The 19643-nt window shown below is 49.3% G+C and carries 21 protein-coding genes and 1 pseudogene; 7 read left to right on the plus strand and 15 right to left on the minus strand.

Annotated elements, in window-relative coordinates; genetic code table 11:
• Positions 1-104 precede the first annotated feature (104 nt).
• Both L0M14_RS17110 and L0M14_RS17115 read right to left on the minus strand, forming a co-directional pair.
• Positions 105-431: a hypothetical protein gene (locus L0M14_RS17110; protein WP_235117872.1), complete on the minus strand. Its 327-nt coding sequence runs from the start codon at positions 429-431 to the stop codon at positions 105-107.
• Positions 432-511: 80 nt separating this feature from the next.
• Positions 512-1081, minus strand: a complete 570-nt coding sequence (locus tag L0M14_RS17115; protein ID WP_235117873.1) for a xanthine phosphoribosyltransferase — start codon at positions 1079-1081, stop codon at positions 512-514.
• A 312-nt stretch (positions 1082-1393) separates the two neighbouring features.
• Here L0M14_RS17115 and L0M14_RS17120 point away from each other — a divergent pair, with 312 nt between their 5' ends.
• A complete protein-coding gene (locus L0M14_RS17120; RefSeq protein ID WP_235117874.1) occupies positions 1394-1984 on the plus strand; it encodes a hypothetical protein in 591 nt (196 codons plus the stop codon).
• Between the two features lie 178 nt (positions 1985-2162).
• On the opposite strand, the gene L0M14_RS17125 is transcribed toward L0M14_RS17120, so the two are convergent.
• Entirely contained in the window at positions 2163-2768 is a 606-nt protein-coding gene (locus tag L0M14_RS17125) for a DedA family protein (protein ID WP_235117875.1), read from the minus strand.
• 143 nt (positions 2769-2911) lie between these two features.
• On the opposite strand from L0M14_RS17125, the gene L0M14_RS17130 reads away from it, so the two are divergent.
• Positions 2912-3946, plus strand: coding sequence for a YkvI family membrane protein (locus tag L0M14_RS17130; protein ID WP_235117876.1), 1035 nt, complete (start codon positions 2912-2914; stop codon positions 3944-3946).
• Here the strand turns inward: L0M14_RS17130 and L0M14_RS17135 are convergent.
• The 6 genes and pseudogenes from L0M14_RS17135 to L0M14_RS17160 form a co-directional block, all read right to left on the minus strand.
• A complete protein-coding gene (locus L0M14_RS17135; protein ID WP_235117877.1) occupies positions 3893-4315 on the minus strand; it encodes a hypothetical protein in 423 nt (140 codons plus the stop codon). The genes L0M14_RS17130 and L0M14_RS17135 overlap by 54 nt on opposite strands.
• Positions 4315-4602 (minus strand): hypothetical protein, encoded by a 288-nt coding sequence (locus L0M14_RS17140; RefSeq protein WP_235117878.1) that lies wholly within the window; start codon positions 4600-4602, stop codon positions 4315-4317. The genes L0M14_RS17135 and L0M14_RS17140 overlap by 1 nt, the downstream gene beginning before the upstream one ends.
• A gap of 87 nt (positions 4603-4689) precedes the next feature.
• Entirely contained in the window at positions 4690-7041 is a 2352-nt protein-coding gene (locus L0M14_RS17145) for an AAA family ATPase (protein WP_235117879.1), read from the minus strand.
• The gene (locus tag L0M14_RS17150) at positions 7038-8234 is read right to left on the minus strand and encodes an AAA family ATPase (RefSeq protein ID WP_235117880.1); all 1197 of its coding nucleotides are present in this window, start codon (positions 8232-8234) and stop codon (positions 7038-7040) included. Before L0M14_RS17150 ends, L0M14_RS17145 begins: the two co-directional genes overlap by 4 nt.
• Positions 8235-8417: 183 nt before the next feature.
• Positions 8418-9509, minus strand: a complete 1092-nt coding sequence (locus L0M14_RS17155; protein ID WP_235117881.1) for a metallophosphoesterase family protein — start codon at positions 9507-9509, stop codon at positions 8418-8420.
• A 37-nt stretch (positions 9510-9546) separates the two neighbouring features.
• Positions 9547-10680, minus strand: a pseudogene (locus L0M14_RS17160) (glycosyltransferase family 4 protein).
• 132 nt (positions 10681-10812) lie between these two features.
• On the opposite strand from L0M14_RS17160, the gene L0M14_RS17165 reads away from it, so the two are divergent.
• Both L0M14_RS17165 and L0M14_RS17170 read left to right on the plus strand, forming a co-directional pair.
• Positions 10813-11460, plus strand: a complete 648-nt coding sequence (locus L0M14_RS17165; protein ID WP_235117882.1) for a hypothetical protein — start codon at positions 10813-10815, stop codon at positions 11458-11460.
• Positions 11461-11476: 16 nt separating this feature from the next.
• Positions 11477-11947 (plus strand): GGDEF domain-containing protein, encoded by a 471-nt coding sequence (locus tag L0M14_RS17170; RefSeq protein WP_235117883.1) that lies wholly within the window; start codon positions 11477-11479, stop codon positions 11945-11947.
• A gap of 38 nt (positions 11948-11985) precedes the next feature.
• On the opposite strand, the gene L0M14_RS17175 is transcribed toward L0M14_RS17170, so the two are convergent.
• The 3 genes from L0M14_RS17175 to L0M14_RS17185 all read right to left on the minus strand — a co-directional run bounded on the left by L0M14_RS17175 (position 11986) and on the right by L0M14_RS17185 (position 13770).
• Positions 11986-12648 carry a hypothetical protein gene (locus tag L0M14_RS17175; protein WP_235117884.1) on the minus strand — a complete coding sequence of 221 codons (663 nt, stop codon included), beginning with the start codon at positions 12646-12648 and terminating at the stop codon, positions 11986-11988.
• A gap of 124 nt (positions 12649-12772) precedes the next feature.
• Positions 12773-13090: a thioredoxin domain-containing protein gene (locus tag L0M14_RS17180; RefSeq protein WP_235117885.1), complete on the minus strand. Its 318-nt coding sequence runs from the start codon at positions 13088-13090 to the stop codon at positions 12773-12775.
• 296 nt (positions 13091-13386) lie between these two features.
• Positions 13387-13770 (minus strand): glycosyltransferase family 2 protein, encoded by a 384-nt coding sequence (locus L0M14_RS17185; RefSeq protein ID WP_235117886.1) that lies wholly within the window; start codon positions 13768-13770, stop codon positions 13387-13389.
• A gap of 195 nt (positions 13771-13965) precedes the next feature.
• Here L0M14_RS17185 and L0M14_RS17190 point away from each other — a divergent pair, with 195 nt between their 5' ends.
• From L0M14_RS17190 to galE, 3 genes are all read left to right on the plus strand, one after another.
• Positions 13966-14295: a glycosyltransferase family 2 protein gene (locus L0M14_RS17190; RefSeq protein ID WP_235117887.1), complete on the plus strand. Its 330-nt coding sequence runs from the start codon at positions 13966-13968 to the stop codon at positions 14293-14295.
• Positions 14296-14392: 97 nt separating this feature from the next.
• Positions 14393-15010 carry a glycosyltransferase family 2 protein gene (locus L0M14_RS17195; protein ID WP_235117888.1) on the plus strand — a complete coding sequence of 206 codons (618 nt, stop codon included), beginning with the start codon at positions 14393-14395 and terminating at the stop codon, positions 15008-15010.
• Between the two features lie 15 nt (positions 15011-15025).
• Positions 15026-15913, plus strand: coding sequence for a UDP-glucose 4-epimerase GalE (gene galE / locus L0M14_RS17200; protein ID WP_235117889.1), 888 nt, complete (start codon positions 15026-15028; stop codon positions 15911-15913).
• 280 nt (positions 15914-16193) lie between these two features.
• Here the strand turns inward: galE and L0M14_RS17205 are convergent, their stop codons facing one another.
• The 3 genes from L0M14_RS17205 to L0M14_RS17215 all read right to left on the minus strand — a co-directional run bounded on the left by L0M14_RS17205 (position 16194) and on the right by L0M14_RS17215 (position 19487).
• The gene (locus L0M14_RS17205) at positions 16194-16460 is read right to left on the minus strand and encodes a hypothetical protein (protein WP_235117890.1); all 267 of its coding nucleotides are present in this window, start codon (positions 16458-16460) and stop codon (positions 16194-16196) included.
• A 236-nt stretch (positions 16461-16696) separates the two neighbouring features.
• A complete protein-coding gene (gene ltrA / locus L0M14_RS17210) occupies positions 16697-18004 on the minus strand; it encodes a group II intron reverse transcriptase/maturase (RefSeq protein ID WP_235117891.1) in 1308 nt (435 codons plus the stop codon).
• A 505-nt stretch (positions 18005-18509) separates the two neighbouring features.
• A complete protein-coding gene (locus tag L0M14_RS17215) occupies positions 18510-19487 on the minus strand; it encodes an IS4 family transposase (protein WP_235117892.1) in 978 nt (325 codons plus the stop codon).
• Between the last annotated feature and the right edge of the window lie 156 nt (positions 19488-19643).

Consider the following 19643-nt stretch of genomic DNA (forward strand, 5'->3'; position numbering starts at 1 on the left):
ATACATGAATTTTTCCGCAGATCAAACTTGCAGATGCAAGCAAAACAAAAGACTTTGATCCCAGAAGGACCAAAGTCTTTTTATAAGGTAAATCCGTTCATCAATTAGCTTACATGTTCCTTGGAATCATTGGTTTCAAACCAGAAATCAAGGACCTTACTGGACATGACTCGTTTCTTAATGTACTCGACTTGCTGAGCGGAGAACTGCTGCTCCCACTCCATAGACAATTCCGTACACAGCTTAACGATTGTCAGCAGCTCTGACCAAGCTACATAGCGTTTGTACCAGAAAAATTGAGGGTGTTCAATCATATAGGGATACAGATCATCGAACTCTGTATGCTTACAATCGAGAGCACGTTCAAAGTGATTCTTAGCCTCAGCCAACTTGGTCATAAAATATTCGGCGGAACCATTTTCAATACCCATAGATGTCAGCCTCCTCTCATACCATGTAATCATTATAAAGGAAAATTCGCTTACAGGGAAGGCATTATCCTTATGAAAAATTAGTCAAACGCGATCTGGCCGTTAGCCAGCGATGAGATTCGAGCCAGTGATTCCACGCGAATACCGCGCTCGCGAATCGATTTACCGCCTGCCTGGAACAGCTTCTCTACAGCAATGCCTACACCTACCAGCTCTGCCTCGGCTTTTTCAATAATTCGAATCAAACCGCGAGCAGCATCACCATTGGCGATAAAATCATCAATCAGCAGGACTCGTTCCCCTTTGTGCAACAAGTGAGATGATACCATAATATCCGTTACGATTCCTTTGGTAAATGAAGGGACGCGTTCACTGTAGGTATCCTGGTCCATCGTGAGCGTCTTTTTGCGTCTGGCAAATATCATTGGAACCTCTAGATGAAGAGCTGTTGCAAAGGCGATTGGAATCCCCGAGGACTCTACAGTTAGTACCTTATCCGGTCTTGTCTCGCGGAACAGCCTAGCGAACTCTCTACCCATCTCCATAATCAGCACCGGATCCACCTGATGATTCAAGATGGCGTCCAGCTTTAATACTTGATCCGATACGACGACACCTACTTCTAAGATCCGCTGCTTCAGTAATTCCATATGTAACCCTCCATACCAGTGTATTATGAGTAAATTACCATATTGATCAACTAGGTTTCAAGTCCCAATTTTCCGAAATAGGACCATAGAAGTGAAACTTTTTCCCATTTCAAACTGTCTATAATGATATAAGTCTCTAAAAGGACTACCTTTGCGATGAAAACACGATCGTGAAAATGAAAATCGTCCGTTTTCAAGTAAAAATCCTACTTTTTTGCGCTCATTTGACGATTGAGATTGAAAGACCAAAACATTATGATAAGTAATGTTGTGCTTCTATAAGTAGAACTTAGAAAGAAAGGAAAGATGACGATGAACAAGCAATGTAAGGTTATAGTTCTTAGCTGCATGCCAATCGCATTCTCTGCAATGCTGTTATCCGGCTGCCAAAAGTCATCTGTTCCGATTGTTCAATCGCCTGTACAGACTACCTCCCAAGGTCAGTCTATGGCAGCAATCCAGACACCCCCGACCATTAGCAACCCGTCTCCGGAGCCGACATCTACACCTGTAGAGGATAAGAGTCAGCATGAAGCTCAGGTAGCCAACAGTGTGAAAAGCGACGACCCGACCCTAGGCAAGCCTGCAGCACCAACCGCTAAACCTACACCTAAGCCGAAAATTGACGAGGAAGATGCCTACCAGCAGGAGAAGCCGACACTTATGGGTCTTAAGCTGGGAGCTGCGAAAGATAAAGTCTTGGATAGGTTTGGAAAAGCGAAGAAACAATTCGTAATGGATGAGGATGAAGATCCTGTAGATGTCTATGATTATCAGGACTTTTCGATAGGCTTCAACCAGAAGAATGAGCTGGAGTTTGTCGATATTCATTCCGAAGATATTGATCCTGGTCTCCGCGGCGTGCGGTTAGGACAAAAATCGAAGATGCAGTGGCTATATTAGGGAAGCCTGACACGAACACGACGTTCGTTCTTTCTTATAAAGCACAAGGTACGATTCTTAAACTCGATATCGACCCAAAGGAAAACACAATCCAATCGATTAAGCTGTTTGCTGATCGTTAGCAAAAAAAGCCTTCATTTCCACGCAAGCGGATTTGAAGGCTTTTATGTTGAACAGACTATACCGTCCGACGTTTACGTAATCGTAGATAGATGTAACAACCGATGCCGGCAAAAACGGCAAGAACCAGGAAGCTCATCCCCATGTAGCGGTGAAGCAAATGAAAGATCCCTTCCAAATTACGCCCAATAAAGTGCCCAAGTGTCAAAAACGTCGTACACCAAAGCATGGCACCTGTGCCCGCATAAAGCAAATACTTGTAAAATTTCACACCGCTCACGCCTGACAAGTAACAGGTAAAATGACGCACCCCCGGCACGAAATAGCCGAAAAACACCGTCCACAAACCGTACTTTTTGAACCAGCCCTCCGCACGTTCAATACGCCCCGGCGTCAGCTTGAACCATTTGCCATAGCGGTACAGCAGCGGCTTGCCGACACGGTGTCCCAGCGTATAGCTGACGATCATACCTGTCATGGTGCCCGCATAAATGACCATAAGTGCAGTAGTGAATCGAAAAGGCCCTCCAGGCGCCGTCAGGGAGCCAACAATGGCCATTAGGGTCTCATCAGGCACAGGCACTCCTACGATACCCGCAGAGAGCAGGATATACAGCGCAAAGTATCCGTAATGATTAATAAACTCAAACATGGTTTGCTGCACGCAGACACACTCCCGAACAGAATCCAAGAAACTGTATTCATATTAGACCTACAAATTGAGGGCTTGACCCCAAGTTCCAGTCATGCTTGTGTCAACAAGAACATACCTTGTACTATATCAAAGGACAGGGAGTGGAGCAACAAATGCGAACAGGGCTTGCAATCATGCGGGTTGCTTTTACGTATATCGGAACGATCGTTGGAGCAGGATTCGCTTCCGGTCAGGAGATCCTGCAATTCTTCACCCGGTATGGATGGATGGCCTCCGTGACCATCGCATTGTCTACCCTTCTCTTCATAGGTCTTGGCATTAAGCTGATGCTGATGGCGCATGAGGTCAAAGCAGCCTCGTATGAGGATTTGAATAACCTGCTGTTCGGTAAAAAAGCAGGCAGATGGGTCAGTCTTTTTACCATGCTTGTCTTGTTCGGAATTACAACGGTCATGCTGGCTGGCGGAGGCACGATTTTTCAGGAACAGCTTCATCTGCCCTATCAAATCGGCCTGCTCATCACGCTCGTGCTAGCCTATATTATCCTCTCCAAAGGCATACAAGCCATTATGACCGTCAATTCGATCGTGGTTCCTATCATGCTTTTCTTTAGCCTTGTACTCGTTGTTTATACGTCGCACTCGCCGGACTCATCCAATTGGATTACGGCCCCTACCCAGCATTCACTTCTAAAGGTATGGACGGCGCCGATTCTCTATACCGCATTTAATCTGGCAATGGCGCAAGCCGTCCTTGTCCCCATGGGTGCCGCAGTTGCCAACAAAACCGTGCTGGTATGGGGCGGACTTCTAGGCGGAGCCGGCATCGGTCTGCTTCTGTTAGCCGCACACTACTCCCTAGCGGCGCAAATGCCTGGAATCGCCCACTATGAAATCCCCATGGGACATATCATTACGAAGCTGGGGTCCGTTCCGCAAGTCGCCTATATCCTCGTGATCTACGGTGAAATATTTACAACCTTCATCGCGGATGCCTACGGGCTGTCCCTGCAGCTTCAACAGCGCATGAATATCCGTCCTAACGTGCTGATCATGGGAATTCTCGCTCTCAGCTACTGTGTGAGCCTGATCGGATTTAAAGCACTGCTTTCTGCACTCTATCCCATTTTCGGCCTAATCAGCATGGTTTGGCTGGTCATGATGGTCTGGCGAAACCGCACTGCTTGACACGGACGGCTGTTTGAAACCAAGAACGACAAGCAGACGGACAACCAAAAGCAGCATACCCATGAAAGAGAGAAGAATGCCGGATAATAAATAGGCAAAATGGAAATTCTCCAGCGCCGCCTTGTCCCGAAGGACGGCTACTAATTCAGCAAGCAGCAGCAGCATACCGATGATAAATACACCTACGGTAGCGAAATCGAGAAATGTCCATCTGGATAAATATTGCGCAGCAATTTGCGTTTGACTGGAAGGCTTGGGAGCAGCGGCCTGCTGCTTCCAAAGCTGGTGGATCAACCAGGCCGTGTATACCGCCACACCTGTGATAAACAACCCCAGCATCCCTCCGAAAACTGCCAGAAATCCATACATTAAGATGGCCCCCTTAACTCATATACAAGAATTAGTGTAGCTATGAATAAGACAAGAGGCAACCCGTAGAGCAGTGGAAGCAGCATGCCTTCCGGCAAGGAAGGAGCCGCTTTCCATAACGTCAGCAGCCGTATGTGCGCAGCTTGGGCGTGCGATTGATCTAGCTGCTTATCTTCCTTCGAGTCCTCCCGTACAGATTCCTCTTGATAAGCGATCTTGCCCTTTTTCCAGCCTACCTGATACGTAATCTCTCTTGGTTCTTTTCTTTTTTCCGGACCGGATTCCATCGTCCTTCACCTCGGTTCTCCGAAATTTCATTCATAATCTTATGTGTCAAATTCGATGCTCCTGCTTCTCAATCAGGTTTCATACATTTAGAGATCAATGAGTTGACAAGTAGCAATGAGCTTTGCCGCCGCATCCCGGACATGACTGTGGCAAGTGAAAAGGAGAATCTGGTGACGGCGGCTCAGCTCCTCAATCACCTTCAAGCAGCTCTCCATCCTTTTCTCATCGAAATTAACCAGAATGTCGTCCATGACCAGAGGCAGCACGACCCTGCCCGCATATTCCTCTGCGAGTGCGAATCTCATAGAGAGATAGAGCTGTTCAGCCGTTCCCCTGCTTAGCTGACTCGTATCTACCGCTTGACCGCTCTCTCTGACAGCGACCAGCCTCTGCTCGCCGAAAGGCGCTTTGATCCAGCGGTATTTGCCATCCGTCATGATGGCAAAATAAGCGCCGGCTCTGAGCAGCACATCGGGCTGGCGTTCCCGCTCGTACACATCGCGTGCCTTCTTGATCAAAAGCGACGCGAACGAGGCAGCGGCATATTGGTCCACAAGCCGCCCCATTGAGCTTCGCACCGTTTCCGCCTGCAGCCGTCGGTCGGCTTGCGCTGTACCTTGTTCCAAGGCGCTGATTTCAGCTGCTAATTGGCCTAGACTTTCTCTGAGGGTATTGCATTCTTCATGCAGAAGAGCCGCTCGGGTCTCCAGCTGCTGCCTGCTCGTCTCCAGCTCCTCTTCGCCTTGTGATTCAAGAATGCCCGTGAGCTCTGTTACGTGGCTGCCTCCTGCCAATGATTCAAGGAATTCTTCGGCAGCAGCTTGCTCCTGAAGCAGAGCGGCATACCGCTCCACCTTCCTCTGCAGAGAGCGCAGCTGCTCGCCGCTTTCAGAAGACGCCTCCTGAAGCAGGGCATCGATACGCGCCTGGACGAGTTCAAGCTGCCGTTCCAGCACCTTGTACTGCTCACTGCTCTCCGAAAGCAAAAGCAAAAACTGCTCTTTATGGGAGAGAAGCTTGCGCTGCTCTCGCTCTTCTTCTTTCCACCGCTTAAGGAGAAGGGGGAAATCGCGTTTCTGTTGCGGCTGTACTTGCAAGCAGGACATCACATCATCTTCAAACTGCTGAATAAGCTTTCCAAGCTGCTCGCGCTTTCCTTCTGCCTTACGCAGCTGGCGGAGCAGCTCGTGTCCCTGTTCAACAGCTTGCACGGTTTCCAGCGCCGCTTCAGGAGAAAGCTCCTCATGCAAATCGCGTCCTCTTAGCCACTGCTTCCACTGATCCTGCACGGCATCGGTCATCAAATCGTACTCTCGCAAATCATGGAGCAGCTGCTCCTCCTGTTTGGCAAGAATGTGCCACTCATGACGCGAATCCGCTAGCTTTTCCGCCTTGAGCTTCAGCTCTCCGCTTAATCGCTGCTTCTGTTCCGCTTCTCTGATCCAAGCATCAAGCTGGGGCTCAAACTCACGAAGAAAGGCCGAGAATGGCGATGTCGAGGTACCTCTGCTGCTGCTGGTACTGGTGTCAGTGCTTCTCGTGCCGTTACCTGTGTATCGGCTTGTAGCTGAACCGCTCCTGGCGGCATCAACGATGCCAATTAACGGACTCGCGCCTTCAGCAGCTGCTGCTGCCTCCTGAACGGAAAGCTTGGAGAGCCGTGAGTTCGTCAATGAGCTCCCCGTGTGTCCTGGCTGTTCGGGCAGTTCAGACTCATGTAGCCCTGAGTGTCTGGACAACCTTGAAGAATCTGCCTGGCCGGACAATCTTGACTGTCCTGGCTGTTCGGACAGCTCAGACTCAGGTAACCCTGAGTGTCTGGACAGCCTTGAAGAATCTGCCTGGCCGGACAGCTGCTTCTCAATTTGCTCGCGCAGTCTTGCCTCCAAGTCCGTCAGCTGGTCGTTCAGCCTGCCAAGCTCCGAGCCGGGCCCCCCTCGTGACTCGACGCTGGATAAAGCGAGTGATCGGGAGGACCTCTTCTTCGCTTCGGGGCGGCTGGCGATCCATAAATAGACGGAACCCCCAGCAAGAAGCAAGAACGCAATAGCTCCTGCGGCAATATCCCCCTCCAGAATTAACCATAAGGGCAGCAGCACCGCCATCACCGCAGCAGCGAAAGACAATCGAAGTAGCATTTGCCTAAGTTTAACTTTCCCCTGCACTGAAAGCTCCTCCGCCATGCGAAGATGCTGCAGCCTGTCCGCTTCCCGTTCCTGCTGATGCTCGGCGTCCTTCATCAACATCCGCCAGCGGGAGTAATCTTTTGCTAGATGCTGCAGTACGGCCATTTCATCGTTCTCAAGACCATAATCGGCTGAAACCAAGGGAATTCCTTTTTTCTTCAATTCTATCTCCAGAGCCTGAATCAACTCTTGCTCTCTTCGCATCTGCAGCTGCAGCCCACCGAGTTCAGCTGCCTTCTGCTGCCGTTTCATGGACAGCTGCTGCAGCCTTCCTTGAAAGGAACGGATTTGTTCCTAAGTGAAATCGAAACGGGAAATGCTTCCAACATCTGCATCGTCCACTCCGCATCGATATGCTTCAGCATGCTGCCCACTTTCTCTTGCAGATGCTCCAGCTCCACGTCCAATTGAGCAGCTGTTCGCAGCTGTTCATCATAGACCGGGAGCTGCTCCAGCAGCGCATTCAGCGCTGTCGCATGCGCCAAGAGCTCCGGCCGGATATCGAGGCCGGCCAGCTCTTCCTGCAGCGCGCGCTGCTTCACGGCTGCGCGCGCCAGCTCGCTCTGGATGCGCTCCTGCTCCGCTTCGAGCGCATCCAGCCTCGCGGACGCTTGCTCCGGGAAGCCGCCGGGCTGCGGCAGCGCCGCAAGCTCCTGGCCGATTCTCTTCAAGCGGATCCATCCGCTTCGAGCCTTCCCGGCCAGGTCCAGCCAGCGCTGCTCGGCGCGCAGCGCCTCCAGCTGCCGCTCAGCGGCAGCGATGCGCTCCTCCGCCGAGCGGCGTTCCTCCTGCAGCCGATCATAGTCGGCTGCCTGGTCCCGGCTGCGGCGCAGCGCCTGCTCCAGCCCCTCAAGCTCCCTCAGGAGAACATTGATCTCCTGATTGCGACCGCGGGGCTTGTACAGGCTCTCCGCCTGCGCCGCCAGCTTCCGCTGCGCGTCCATGATCGCGGAGCCGCTTACGCCAAGACCGGCGCTGTACAGATAGCCGCTCAGCTCTTCCGTCTGCAGAGTGCGAAGCTCCTGCAGCTCCGTCAGCCCGAAGGCGAACAAGCTGCGGAAGAGGTCGGCCGAGAGGCCGCCCAGCAGCGTGCTGAGCAGCTCTTCTCCCCCGGTCGTACCGTCGGGGAGCGTAACTAGAACGCGCCCGGACGAGGCGCGTCTGCCGCCTGCGGCCGGCGCGTCGTACCGTTCGACGCGGATCTGCTGACCCTGCTCGTTCTCCAGGGTCAGCCAGCCGCCGTGGGCGCCTCCGCCCTGCGGCTCATAGCGCTCGGCCCGGCTCGACCTCGCCGGGAAGCCGAACAGCACGGCACGCACGAAGCCCATGAGCGTGCTTTTGCCCGCTTCGTTGGCGCCGTAGAACAGCGTAAGCGGGCCGTTCGTATACAGTGTCCTCTCCCGGAGGACACCGAAGCCTTCCACATGGATGGAGATGATTCTCATCCATCCCACCCCCCATCCGCGGATAACAGGTCCGCGGCCAGCTCTTCCGCAGCGCGCAGCCACTCGCGCAGCTGCTCGGGGCTTCGCGCAGCCGGGCCTCCGGCTGTCTGCGGCAAGCCCTGCAGCGCAGCCAGCGCCTCGGCTGCGAAACCGCTGAGCGCTGCGCTATCGGCGCGCAGCTCTTCAGAAAGGCGCAGCAGATCGCCAAGAAAGCTCTTCTGCTGCCTCAGCGCATGTAGATCGAGCTCCCCGCCCTGTGCGGTCCTCGATTGATTCAATCCAGACGAAGCGGCTGCGCTCCGCTTCGTCCTCCCGCAGCTCGGCGGTCAGCTCGTCCAGCGCCCGCCCCCTTCGCAGCAGGCCGTGCACGGGACCACGGCCTTCCAGCACGATGCGAACGACGGCGTCACGGCCGTCCGCTTCCGCCCTTACCCGCTCGAGGAGCTCCCCGAGCCGGTCCTTAAGTTCTTGCTCCGTCTGCATACCCGCGACGGACAAAGACTCTCGGAACCAACGCACTTGGTCCAGCGCGTGAAAGGTGAGCTCCGCTCGACCGTCTTCCTGTATGTCCACGATGTAGCAGCCGCGAGGGCCGGTTTCGCGAATGCTGCGCCCTTGAAGATTGCCCGGGTATACGATGGCCGGACTTTCATTCAGCACTTCGCGGGTATGTACATGACCAAGCGCCCAGTAATGCATCCCGGCTGCGAGCAGATCGGATTTGCTGCAGGGCGCATAATTGTCATGTGAAGCATCGCCATCGACATTGGTATGAAGCAGTCCAATCTGGCAGATGTCCTCTGCCTTTGCACGGAAGCGCTGCGCCAAATTCTCGGTAACCGCAGCAGTTGCATAGGAGATGCCGTGAATGTGAGCAATGACGCCGCGGCCCGGCTTTACCACCTCGGCGGTTTCTACCCGGTCGCATGCAAAAAAATGGACGGCAGCCGGCCATTGTAGCTTCGCTGCGCGTCCATCCTCGGGGTCATGATTGCCATGAACGATATAAGCGGGAATTCCTTCCTCCGCCAGATGACGCAATGCTTTTTGAAATCGAATTTGAGCGCGAAGGGAACGATCCGCCAGATCGTACACATCCCCGCTTATTACGATAAAATCGACCCGCTCTTGAATAGCTAAGTTCACAAGTAGGCTTAAAGCCTCAAAAGTAGATTCCCGCACACGCTCGCGAACGGTTGCGGGAATCTGGTTCATACCTTTGAACGGGCTATCCAGATGCAGATCGGCGGCATGCAGAAACCGCAATCTCTTCATGATTGCACCGCCTTTCTTCCGGTTGTATGTCAGTTTGCTATGATTTCTTCACTCGGTACAGCTCATATACGCCTTTCAACTGTTGGAGCACTCGGTTCAGCGAGTAGGTTTTCTTCGCTTTATCCCAAGCGGCACGCGCCATATTGTAGCGATAGGTCGGATCAATGATGACTTTCTCTAACGCTTGGCTTAACGCATGGGCATCACCTACAGGAACGAGCAGTCCGTTATGACCGTGTTCGATTTGCTCGGCGATCCCTCCAACATTCGTTCCGATCAAAGCGAGCCAGCATAGCGCCGCTTCCGCAAACACGGAGCCGAACGCCTCCGCTCTGGATGGCAGAACGAACACATCAAAGAACGGCATGAATTCCTCCGGGTGCAGCATATAGCCGTAAAAAATGGTATCTTCATAAATATTTTGCTCGATTGCGAGCTTTTCCAGCTCTTCTCGGCTTGGGCCGTCGCCAATAATATGAAGGACAAACGGATGCCCTCGTCTTTTCAATTCTCCGCAAGCGAGCAGCAGCGTATCCAAGCCCTTTAGCCGGAACCAGACGGCATACGGTAATAAATTGCGTTACTTTATTTTCGTGGGAAATGGGACGAAAGCGCTTTTCATCATAGCCGTTGGGAATGACGCCCACCCGTTCTGGGTCCTGCACATAGTCCGACACATAATGCTTGAATGAATTCGAGACCGTAATCAGCTGATCCAGCTTGGCTTCCAGCTCGCCGTAAATCAGAGTTAGAAATTGATGCTCCGGTCCGTTCTCCGGAATTCGCCCGTTCAATATCAGCTCCCGCTCGAAGCTGGAGTGGATGGTCATAATAACCGGAATATCCGGGTACAGCTGCTTCATGACGAGCGCCGCGATCGGATGATGGGCATGAATCAAATCATATTGCTTTTTAATTCTGAGTTTGGTCCACCATACATAATCTTTATAAGTTTGTATGTATCTATCTACGATAGGATGTCCGGCATATTCTCGCCAATCAAAGGTAGCAAACTCCACTTCCTCCGTACCTTTGCCCCGAATCCGCTTCGGCAGCGAGAATAAATCCATTTCCCAGCCTTTTCTATTAAAACGTTCCAAAATATAGGGAACCATGGATGACACTCCGCCCGGCTGTTCCGGGGAAAAAATAAAGCTTGCAAGATGTTCATTGCATGAGCCCCTCTCCCAATCCTTGAGCTTTCGTTCTTATTGTAACGGATTCTATCCCAATCTGTCATTTTCCTTTATAATAGAACATGGTAGAACCTACCCAGCTTCAGACACTTGGAGGAAAGCACAACATGACCTATTCTGACTTCGTTTCAGGCAGCAGCGCCTCTATTCTGTCCCAAACGATTACTCTTGTGATCCTCGTGCTCATCTTTGTCGTTTCACTGCGGCTCTTCTTGGACAGAAGGAAAAAAGGATACTTATCCATGACGATCTCGCTCGTCATCCTCGGCATTCATGATATGTTTCAGCTGTATGTACTGCTAACCCCTATACATACAAGTATGACGGCTTACATATCGCTCATGCTCAAAATCATATCTTTTATTTTGGTCAATATGGGAATTTATCAGCTTTACAATCGGACTAGCAGAAGACAATATGTATTTTTTTACGGACTTATTATTTTAGGCTTTGTCGTCTCCATGCTGCACTTCTATGTTCCCCGGATTTATCAAGGAGCCCCCGACCAAGTCCTTCTCTTGCAAAATATCGGACTTGAACTGTACATATTCGTGCTTATTTTCTTATGCTTCTACATGGTACCGCCTCACATCGGGCAGCAAATCAAATATCAGGTAGCGCTCACCGTCTTTTTTCAGACAAGTAGCCCACCTCTTGAATACTTATTTATACGGGGATTCGAAGGCGTGGCTGTCCATTGCCGACAATGTACTTCCGATCGTGTACTACTTCTTGTTGTTCCTCATACTGTTTGAGCGGGTGGTCGAGCTGATGCAGGCGATCTACAATTCTTCCATCACTGACGGATTAACCCGGCTGTACAACCGCAAATATTTTTATAACCGGGTCACTCAACATGTACAGCGGCACCTGCCGATTTCCGTTTTATTCAGCGATATTGACAATTTCAAGAAACTGAACGATACGCAAGGGCATCAAAAAGGTGACGAAGTACTCAAGCAGGTGGCGCAGATCTTAAAGGATGAGGTGGAAGAATACGGCATCGCCGGACGGTACGGCGGAGAAGAGATGGTGGTCATGGTGACCGATCCCGGCATCAAGATGGATGCTTTCGCCGAACGCGTCCGCAAGCGGATCGAGAGCGAAACCATCGTTACGGCGAGCATCGGATACAGCAAGTACAAGAAGGGGCTTAGTGCCGAAGAGCTGATCAAGCAGGCGGATGAAGCCATGTACAAGGCGAAAACCACCGGTAAAAACAAAGTCGTCAAATATGAATAGGCTGCGGGTGACCGCAGCCTTTTTTTACTCCCAAGTAACTATTCCTGTCGTTTTTCCCCGCTGTAGTAGGTAAAGACCGTTTCGATCGGTTTAAAATACAAATGACCATCGTCCCAAGGCTGAAAATGCAAATCCATGCGGGAATCGTTCCAGTTGGCCGGTGTTCCCTGTGTATGCAGCTTCTTGGGAAGGAGCGGTTCCTCCACCACTTTCGGGAATTCCTGATAGCCAAAGAGCAGATTCTCATGGATCGCAATGATCTCATACTTATCACCCAAGAACGCCCGCTCCTCCTGGAGCTGGTAATGATAGTAGATATAGCTGCTGATCATGTCCGGCTTCAAATGAGCCACCCTCCCGACACGGCGCTCCACTGGTTCCTTGCGCATCCAGTGTTCAAAGCTTGCCGGAGCATTAAAGTGGAATACATCCACCATAGGCACCCATTTCCGTGCTGGAGCCTGGCCCCCCGGCCAATCCACGAGATACGCCTCCATTCCAGGTAGCAGCTCTTCTGGTGCAATATCCCTCTCCACACACTCATAATAGATGAATAATTGTTGATTCCAGGAATAGCCCGCAGCCGTCATGAGCAGCCCCGCTGCTGCCAAGGCTGCGGCTGTGTGGTTTTCTTTCATGCGATGCAAACCTTCATGCTCTAGTCCTTGCTGCAACTGGGCTCTATACATCCATCTTTTCAAAACTTTCGCCTCCTGTTGAGAACAAATTCGTTCTTCCGATATATCTACTATAGTAGCAGGAGGTTCTAGCAGATGATATCATTTTATGAGGCAGATCTAGAAAAGAGGAAGGGACCACATGCAATCAAAAGTTTCCACTGTGAAGTCGGAAATAATTGTGGTTATATTTCATTCCGTTGTCTTTCAAAAATTGCACTATTTCTTTTTTCCGGGGATGATCCAGGAGTAAAATTCCATCTGCTTTATTGTTCTTATACAATTCATAAGCATATTCGTAATGGTTATCGGTGATATAGGTAATAATTTTCACCTTTTTCCTTAGTTCTACATGCTTCTGAAACCGGTAGCACCCTTCTTCTCTGCCAATGACAACGAAGCGAACCGGAAGAGTGTGATTCGGAAAACGCAGCTCCTTTATATATCGAACCGATATACTCATCATCTCATTACAGGTTTCCTTCCAACTCATGTGTGATAATGATTTCGGGTGCAGCCGATATACATATAAGATTTCGGGTACCTTTTCCACCTCGCCTAGTTGAAAAATCCGTATCCACAAGTCCCAATCATACGCGATCTTGATTTTGGGATTGTATCCCCCTGCCCGCTCAAAGTGCTCTTTCGAGTACATAACAGAACCGTGACAAAGCGGACAGCCTCTTAGAATCTCCCTCCGCATTGATCTCTGTGAGAATCTATTTTTATTCCAGTATTTTTTTACCGCTTCAATTTTTGATTTTAATTTCCCCCTTCGTCCCCCGAAATGCAATCAATCTTCGATCCTACTAGTACCAGCTTCGGATTCTTTCGAATATGTTCAACTTGAAGCTCCAAACGCCGAGGCAAGCTGATATCATCTGCATCCTGTACGGCTATCCACTCCCCTGTAGCATGTGAAGCAGCCAGATTCATGCAACGTGCTGCGCCTTGATTTTCGGGTAGATGAATGACTTTAACTCTTGGGTCTTGAATTCGATCGAGGATTTCCCTCGTCTTATCCGTTGATCCATCATTCACGATGATATATTCCAAATCGGTGTAAGTCTGACCTAGAATGCTATCAATTGCTTCTTGAATATAAGCTTCTCCATTGAATACCGCTGTAATGACCGATACCTTCATCCGTTCACCCTCCCTTACATATCTCAAAAGCCCCTCATGCTTTACATCTTATTCGTTATGAGATTTTTATCCACGGCAGGTCACCAGTTGCCCTATAGTCTAATCGCTTATCACATCGAACTAGGTCAACAACCGTTGCGTTCCCCTTCGAAATGAATACTCTTAGAACAAGAGTACATTTGACGAGGTGATTGTATGGGTATTGATTTTTCCGTGGTCATTCCAAGTCATAACCGAATCGAAGAATTAATTCTCACTTTAACTAGCTTCGAGCTCCAAACCTATGATCATAGCCGATTTGAAGTTGTCGTCATTAACGATGGATCTACCGATCACACCGATCAACTGTTAAAGAATTACCGCCCGTCCTATCCTTTTATTTATAAAACCATCCGCAGCACAAGAGGTCGATGCCATGCCCGTAATGTTGGTATTGAACTAGCCCGCGGAACCTATATCATCTTTTGTGATCTTGATTTCTTGGTCACCCCCGACTTTGTAGAAACGCATGCCAAATACCATTAACTGTACCCGAAAACAGCTGTTTCTGGGAGCCCATTAAGCTTTTTGAAAAGTGTATTTACTAATTTTTATCCGGAATTTAGCAGCTGGCAATAAAGAGATGCTTAAATCTTTGTTAACCAAAGCCGGTCTCTGGAAAGAAAGCTTCCTGCATGTATCGAAAGTAACGCCGATCATTACGCAAGAAGATATTCGCAATAACTTTAACATCGTAAACTCGCTTCTATGGTCATGGGACGAATTTTTTCCTCAAGGAATCGAAAATAACGAGTTTAACCGGTTGGATGTCGCTCCCTGGGTGATGTTTATTAGCCGCTGTGCTTCGGTTGAGAAAGCATATTTGCTTAAGGTTGGTTTATTTGACGAAAAGCTTATATACGGAGGAGAGGACCAGGAGCTAGGGTATCGTTTGTATAAATACGGATTATCTTTCGCACACATTGATAGAAGTATTGGCTACCATCAGGATCATCCTGCCGTAAAAAAACAGGTAGCCGACGGCGGAAAGACCTTTTTTACTAGACTTTATGAAAAGTACGGTGTTGAGGATCCAGAGCTAACCCTGATGAGTGTCCTCGATCCTATTAGGGATATACGAATCTATCACAATACATTGCGTATACTTCAAAATAATGGTCATACACAAGAGCAGGCTGATCTCATTACAGCTCTCAAGAGTGCTTGCAAGACATCTGCCGAGCGCTACTTAAAGCATTAAATGGAGGGAGTTTGTATGGTAAATAGAACGGTCCTGGTCACCGGAGGGGCGGGCTTCGTCGGCTCCCATACGTGTAAAGAATTATCTAAGAACGGATACAGCGTTGTTGTTTATGATAATTTAAGTATGGGACACGCAGAGTTCGTAAAGTGGGGTGTGCTCGAGATCGGGGAGCTTTTGGACTTGGATAAACTAAAGTTCATCGTTGGCAAGTATAAGCCTCTGGCTGTGCTTCATTTTGCGGCATCCGCTTATGTAGGAGAATCCATCAAGAAGCCCTTTCTCTATTATCGTAACAATGTAGTTGGCACCTTGAATGTACTGGAAGCTATGAAACATATCGGCGTAAATAAGCTGGTTTTTTCTTCAACGTGCGCAGTTTATGGCAATCCTATTGAAACTCCCATCACAGAATCCCATCCGCAACGCCCTATTAATCCCTACGGCCGTTCAAAGTCTATGATTGAAACCATTCTGGCAGACGCAGATGCGGCCTATGGGATCAAGAGTATATCACTTCGTTATTTCAATGCCGCAGGCGCAGACCCTGATTTGGATATCGGTGAGAACCATAACCCAGAGACACATCTTATCCCCCTTATACTCGATACTGCCGCAGAGATAAGACCTCATGTTCATATTTACGGAAACAATTACAATACGAAAGACGGTACTTGTGTCCGGGACTTTATCCATGTTACCGATCTTGCAAGAGCACATGTTCAGGCCTTAGAAGCCTTGAATGACGGACACCCAACGGATAGCTTTAATTTAGGCAGCGGTACCGGATATTCCATTCTAGATATTATCGCTGAAGCACGAAGACTTACAGGAAACCCATTCCATACCACATACAAGAGAGGAGACCCGGGATCCCGATCTATTGATAGCGGATACGGCTAGAGCCCGACGTGCTCTCACATGGAAACCGCAATTCTCATCCATTCGCTCGATCATTGAACACGCTTGGAGATGGCACCAAAAATTGCACAGCTTAGAACATTAAAAAACTGCAGGCTCTCACTCAATGTCATTTAGTTATGCTTTGAGATATAAAAATGGAATCTGGAACGGCACGGGAAAAATCTCTGTGCCGTTTGTTTTCTGTTCAAGCTAGGAAAAAAAGTGAACAGCAAACAAGCGGATGGAATATCCACTTAAAAAAATGTTCAGATGAGCTGAATTATGCTACTCTGTAGACGAAGCTAACAGATGATTTGTAGCGGATTTTGCGCATATTCTGCTGTCCTGGTCGGATGGGTCGAATTGGCAAAATGTTTTTGCGAATCAGCGCTTCAACATCGGGCGGGGGTTCATCATCTTTTGAGCGCAGGTAATGTCTACAAACATGAACGGCAACCGTGAAATTGACTTGGTAGTGGTGCCGCTTATCCATTTGGGAAATGACGACGTGCGAGGTCATCATTTCAGCGAAATTGTACATGATCATTCTTGCGAAAATCTCTTGGATGATGGACTCTTGTTTCTTTGCGTGAAAACTCGTCAATCCGACGGTGTACTTCAACGCTCTGAAAGAGGTTTGTCGGGTAAAGAATTGGCGCGGTGTCGTTTGCGACCCGTTTCCAGCCCCTCCCCATAAGAACTGCTCGTGAGGTTTTCCCTCAAGCAGCTCACCCAGTAAACTTCTTCAAAAGGGTTATGAGACCTATCAAATGGCGATCACTTTCATCGGTATCCTTCTACGTTCTTGAGGGGATGGACTTTCCAATCCCAATATAGTCCCAATACACCGTAGAGGTACTCATTACTCCATCTTCGCCATCCGACACTACGCTTTCTTCTCCGTTTTCTTCTCGTCAGCAAGGTTCGTATTTTCATCTCCGTGTAGTCACGCACCTCGCTAAATGCATCACTCGAATTGCCAACCCGAAAATAATTCACCCATCCAGCTAATACGGCATTGATCCGTTTCACCATGTCTTTTGCCGGGGTTGCCCCGCCATTTTGGATTAGCTCGCGGATTCGCGCCTTGACTGCAATGCGTGCTTTCTTCTTCGGTGTCATGAGGATGAAGTATCCAGTTCCACTACGGTTTGGTACTCGCCTTAAGTCAAATCCAAGGAAAGCAAATGCCTCGCCTTTCAGGACGTTAACCATCCGAGTTTTCTCCAGATTTAGTTCTACACCCAACGGTTTCAGCTGTTCCTGAAGTCTTTTAAGAGCTAGTTCAGCCCACCCTTGTTTGCTGGAGTGTCCGCTTACGGTGATCACCATATCATCGGCAAATCGATGGTAATTGACCGCTTCGTAACTGCCTTCTGCCGTTTTACGCCGAATGGCATCAAATGCCCAGTCTACCTCATTCAGGTAGATATTCGAAGCTAATGGAGAAAACGGCCCACCTTGGGGTACGCCGATCTTTCCCGCCGCTTTTATCACCTGTTTGATCAGGTGCATCACTTGTGGGTCTTGGATGCGCTTCGACATCTTCTCCAGTAGAATCGAGTGCCGGATTGTATCAAAGTATCGGGATAAATCGACATCGATTACATTGGTCATGCGTCGCAGTACACTTCGTCTCACTTCGGCTAATGCTTGGTGAGGTGAGCGCTTCGGTCGAAATCCATACGAATTTGGGCAGAAGTCAGCTTCAAAGATCGCTTCGAGAATCAATTTTAGAGCACCTTGTACAACGCGATCCCGGATTACGGGAATTTGTAAAGTTCGCATTTTGCCGTTCGCCTTCGGTATATCTAACTTCCGGTTGGCTTGAGGTTGGTACGTTCCCGTTTGGAGTTCTTCTTGGATGCCTTCGAGAAACGGGATAACACCCTCTTTTTCCACGTCTGCGAAGCTTTGTCCGTCTGTGCCTGCGGCACCGCCGTTTTTCTTCGCATGTCGGTACGCTTCATGGAGAGTCGTTATGCTGGTTATGTGGGTAAATAGACCCCAGAACCGATGCGTAGGTTCAGACTTCGCCTTTTGATATATCCGTTGCCTCAGTTCCTGCAGACTGATGGGTGTTTTTGTCATTTTCACCCTTGCCTCCTTTGGTTATACGGATTTGTTTACCGGTCCGGACCCTTCCCTCCCCGCGCGTTTTGCTGCACGCGGATCTAAAGTACTACGGTCCGATCCGCCACCCTGACATCTGCATGTCCCATTTCCCGATCACGGTTATAGGGAATGCCTCCTCGGTGAGCTTTCTTCACCGGATGCCGAGGGCTTCTCCAGTTTCCATAACATCTTTCACTCCATGTCGCCGCTGATACCCCGCCGGTGAGAACTGCCGTTTCAGACTCTTTCGGTCAGTTCTTGCTGCTTTCGCGCGTTATCGACCGTCTCAGCCACCGGAATTGCGTGTAACGAGGCTACGTCTGCGTTCACTGTACGTTACAACCTGGAATTTTGCCCATGCTCCTTTTGAGCGTGATGTCAGAGGGCTTCACCGTCTCGCTTTCGCTCCACGGCGCCTCTCAGGCTACGGGAGTCTAGTCTTTTCTCCCGGTCGGACTTTCACCGACTAGATGTTGTGTCCTTAACTGGACACGCCAATGCCCCAGCGCATGTTATAAATGGACTTTAGTTCATCGGGTGGGAAGTCTGCGGCTGAAAGATTCGTGATAACAGTTTCATAAGCGCCACTTGGCAGGACGAAACGAACAACCCGAAAGGAAATTGGATAATACAAGTTTTCATGTAAATCCAAATAATCAAATGTTGACTTGGACGGGATGAACTTGTACATCTCGGGATGAGCCTTAACCTCTTTCGTTTGTTTTTTGGTGAGTGTCAAATGAACCTCCTGATCAAACTCTCCGCTAGAGGGCAAACTCAAGCCCGAAAGAATACCATTGGAATCCAAATCTTTTACTCGAATGATGTAGTTCCACCCTTTACGCTCAATATGCGCGAAATTGTTGTAACTTTCATAGCCTCGATCGGAAATAACGATGATTTTGCCTTTTATAGGGGAACGATCAACCATAGCTGCCAGTGCTCTTCCCTCGTTACTTAATCTTCGCGGCTGAACAATGGCATCCACGTAAAGTCTGTTGCAGAGGTCATAAGCTGCGTTCAAATGCAAAAGATTGTAGCCTTTCGTGTTCGGTTGATTTTGAAAGTAGGTGTCCTTGTCCGTAGGATCCGTTGCGATATGTAAATCCGAACCGTCAATCGCAAGCAATCGATAACCACGGTAGTTTTTGATATCCGTTTGTGATTGTGTAAATTTGTGAAACAGGAATTCCACAGCAGACGGTAGGATTTTATTCCTCTGCTGAACAAAAGCAGAAGTGGTTGCGGTGTTTACATCATAACCCTGGGATTCTAAGAGTTCCTTATAGATACTGTTACCGCCCATGGAGATCAGGAGCTGCATGACCGTTTCAAAGGGCAGCTTCTTCTTTCGGGTAAAATCTCTTTCTGGGTTTTTGACATAGGGTGCGGGTAGCGCTGACATTTCTCGTATGAGGGATGTCAGCGTTTCTTTTAGCGAATTCGCGTAGGCATTCACAGGCGTAACCTCCTCGTTTTTTCAAGGGGCTTCGCCACATACTTCCAACTGATTGTCAAGTCCTATTTCTCATTTTGGCGTAAAAAAAGAGCGGGCTATCATTTTGATAACCTGCTCTTTCAGTTGATATTTAGCACTGCATCTTAACTAAATGAC

This window comes from Paenibacillus hexagrammi (genome assembly GCF_021513275.1).
Lineage (GTDB): Bacteria > Bacillota > Bacilli > Paenibacillales > NBRC-103111 > Paenibacillus_E > Paenibacillus_E hexagrammi.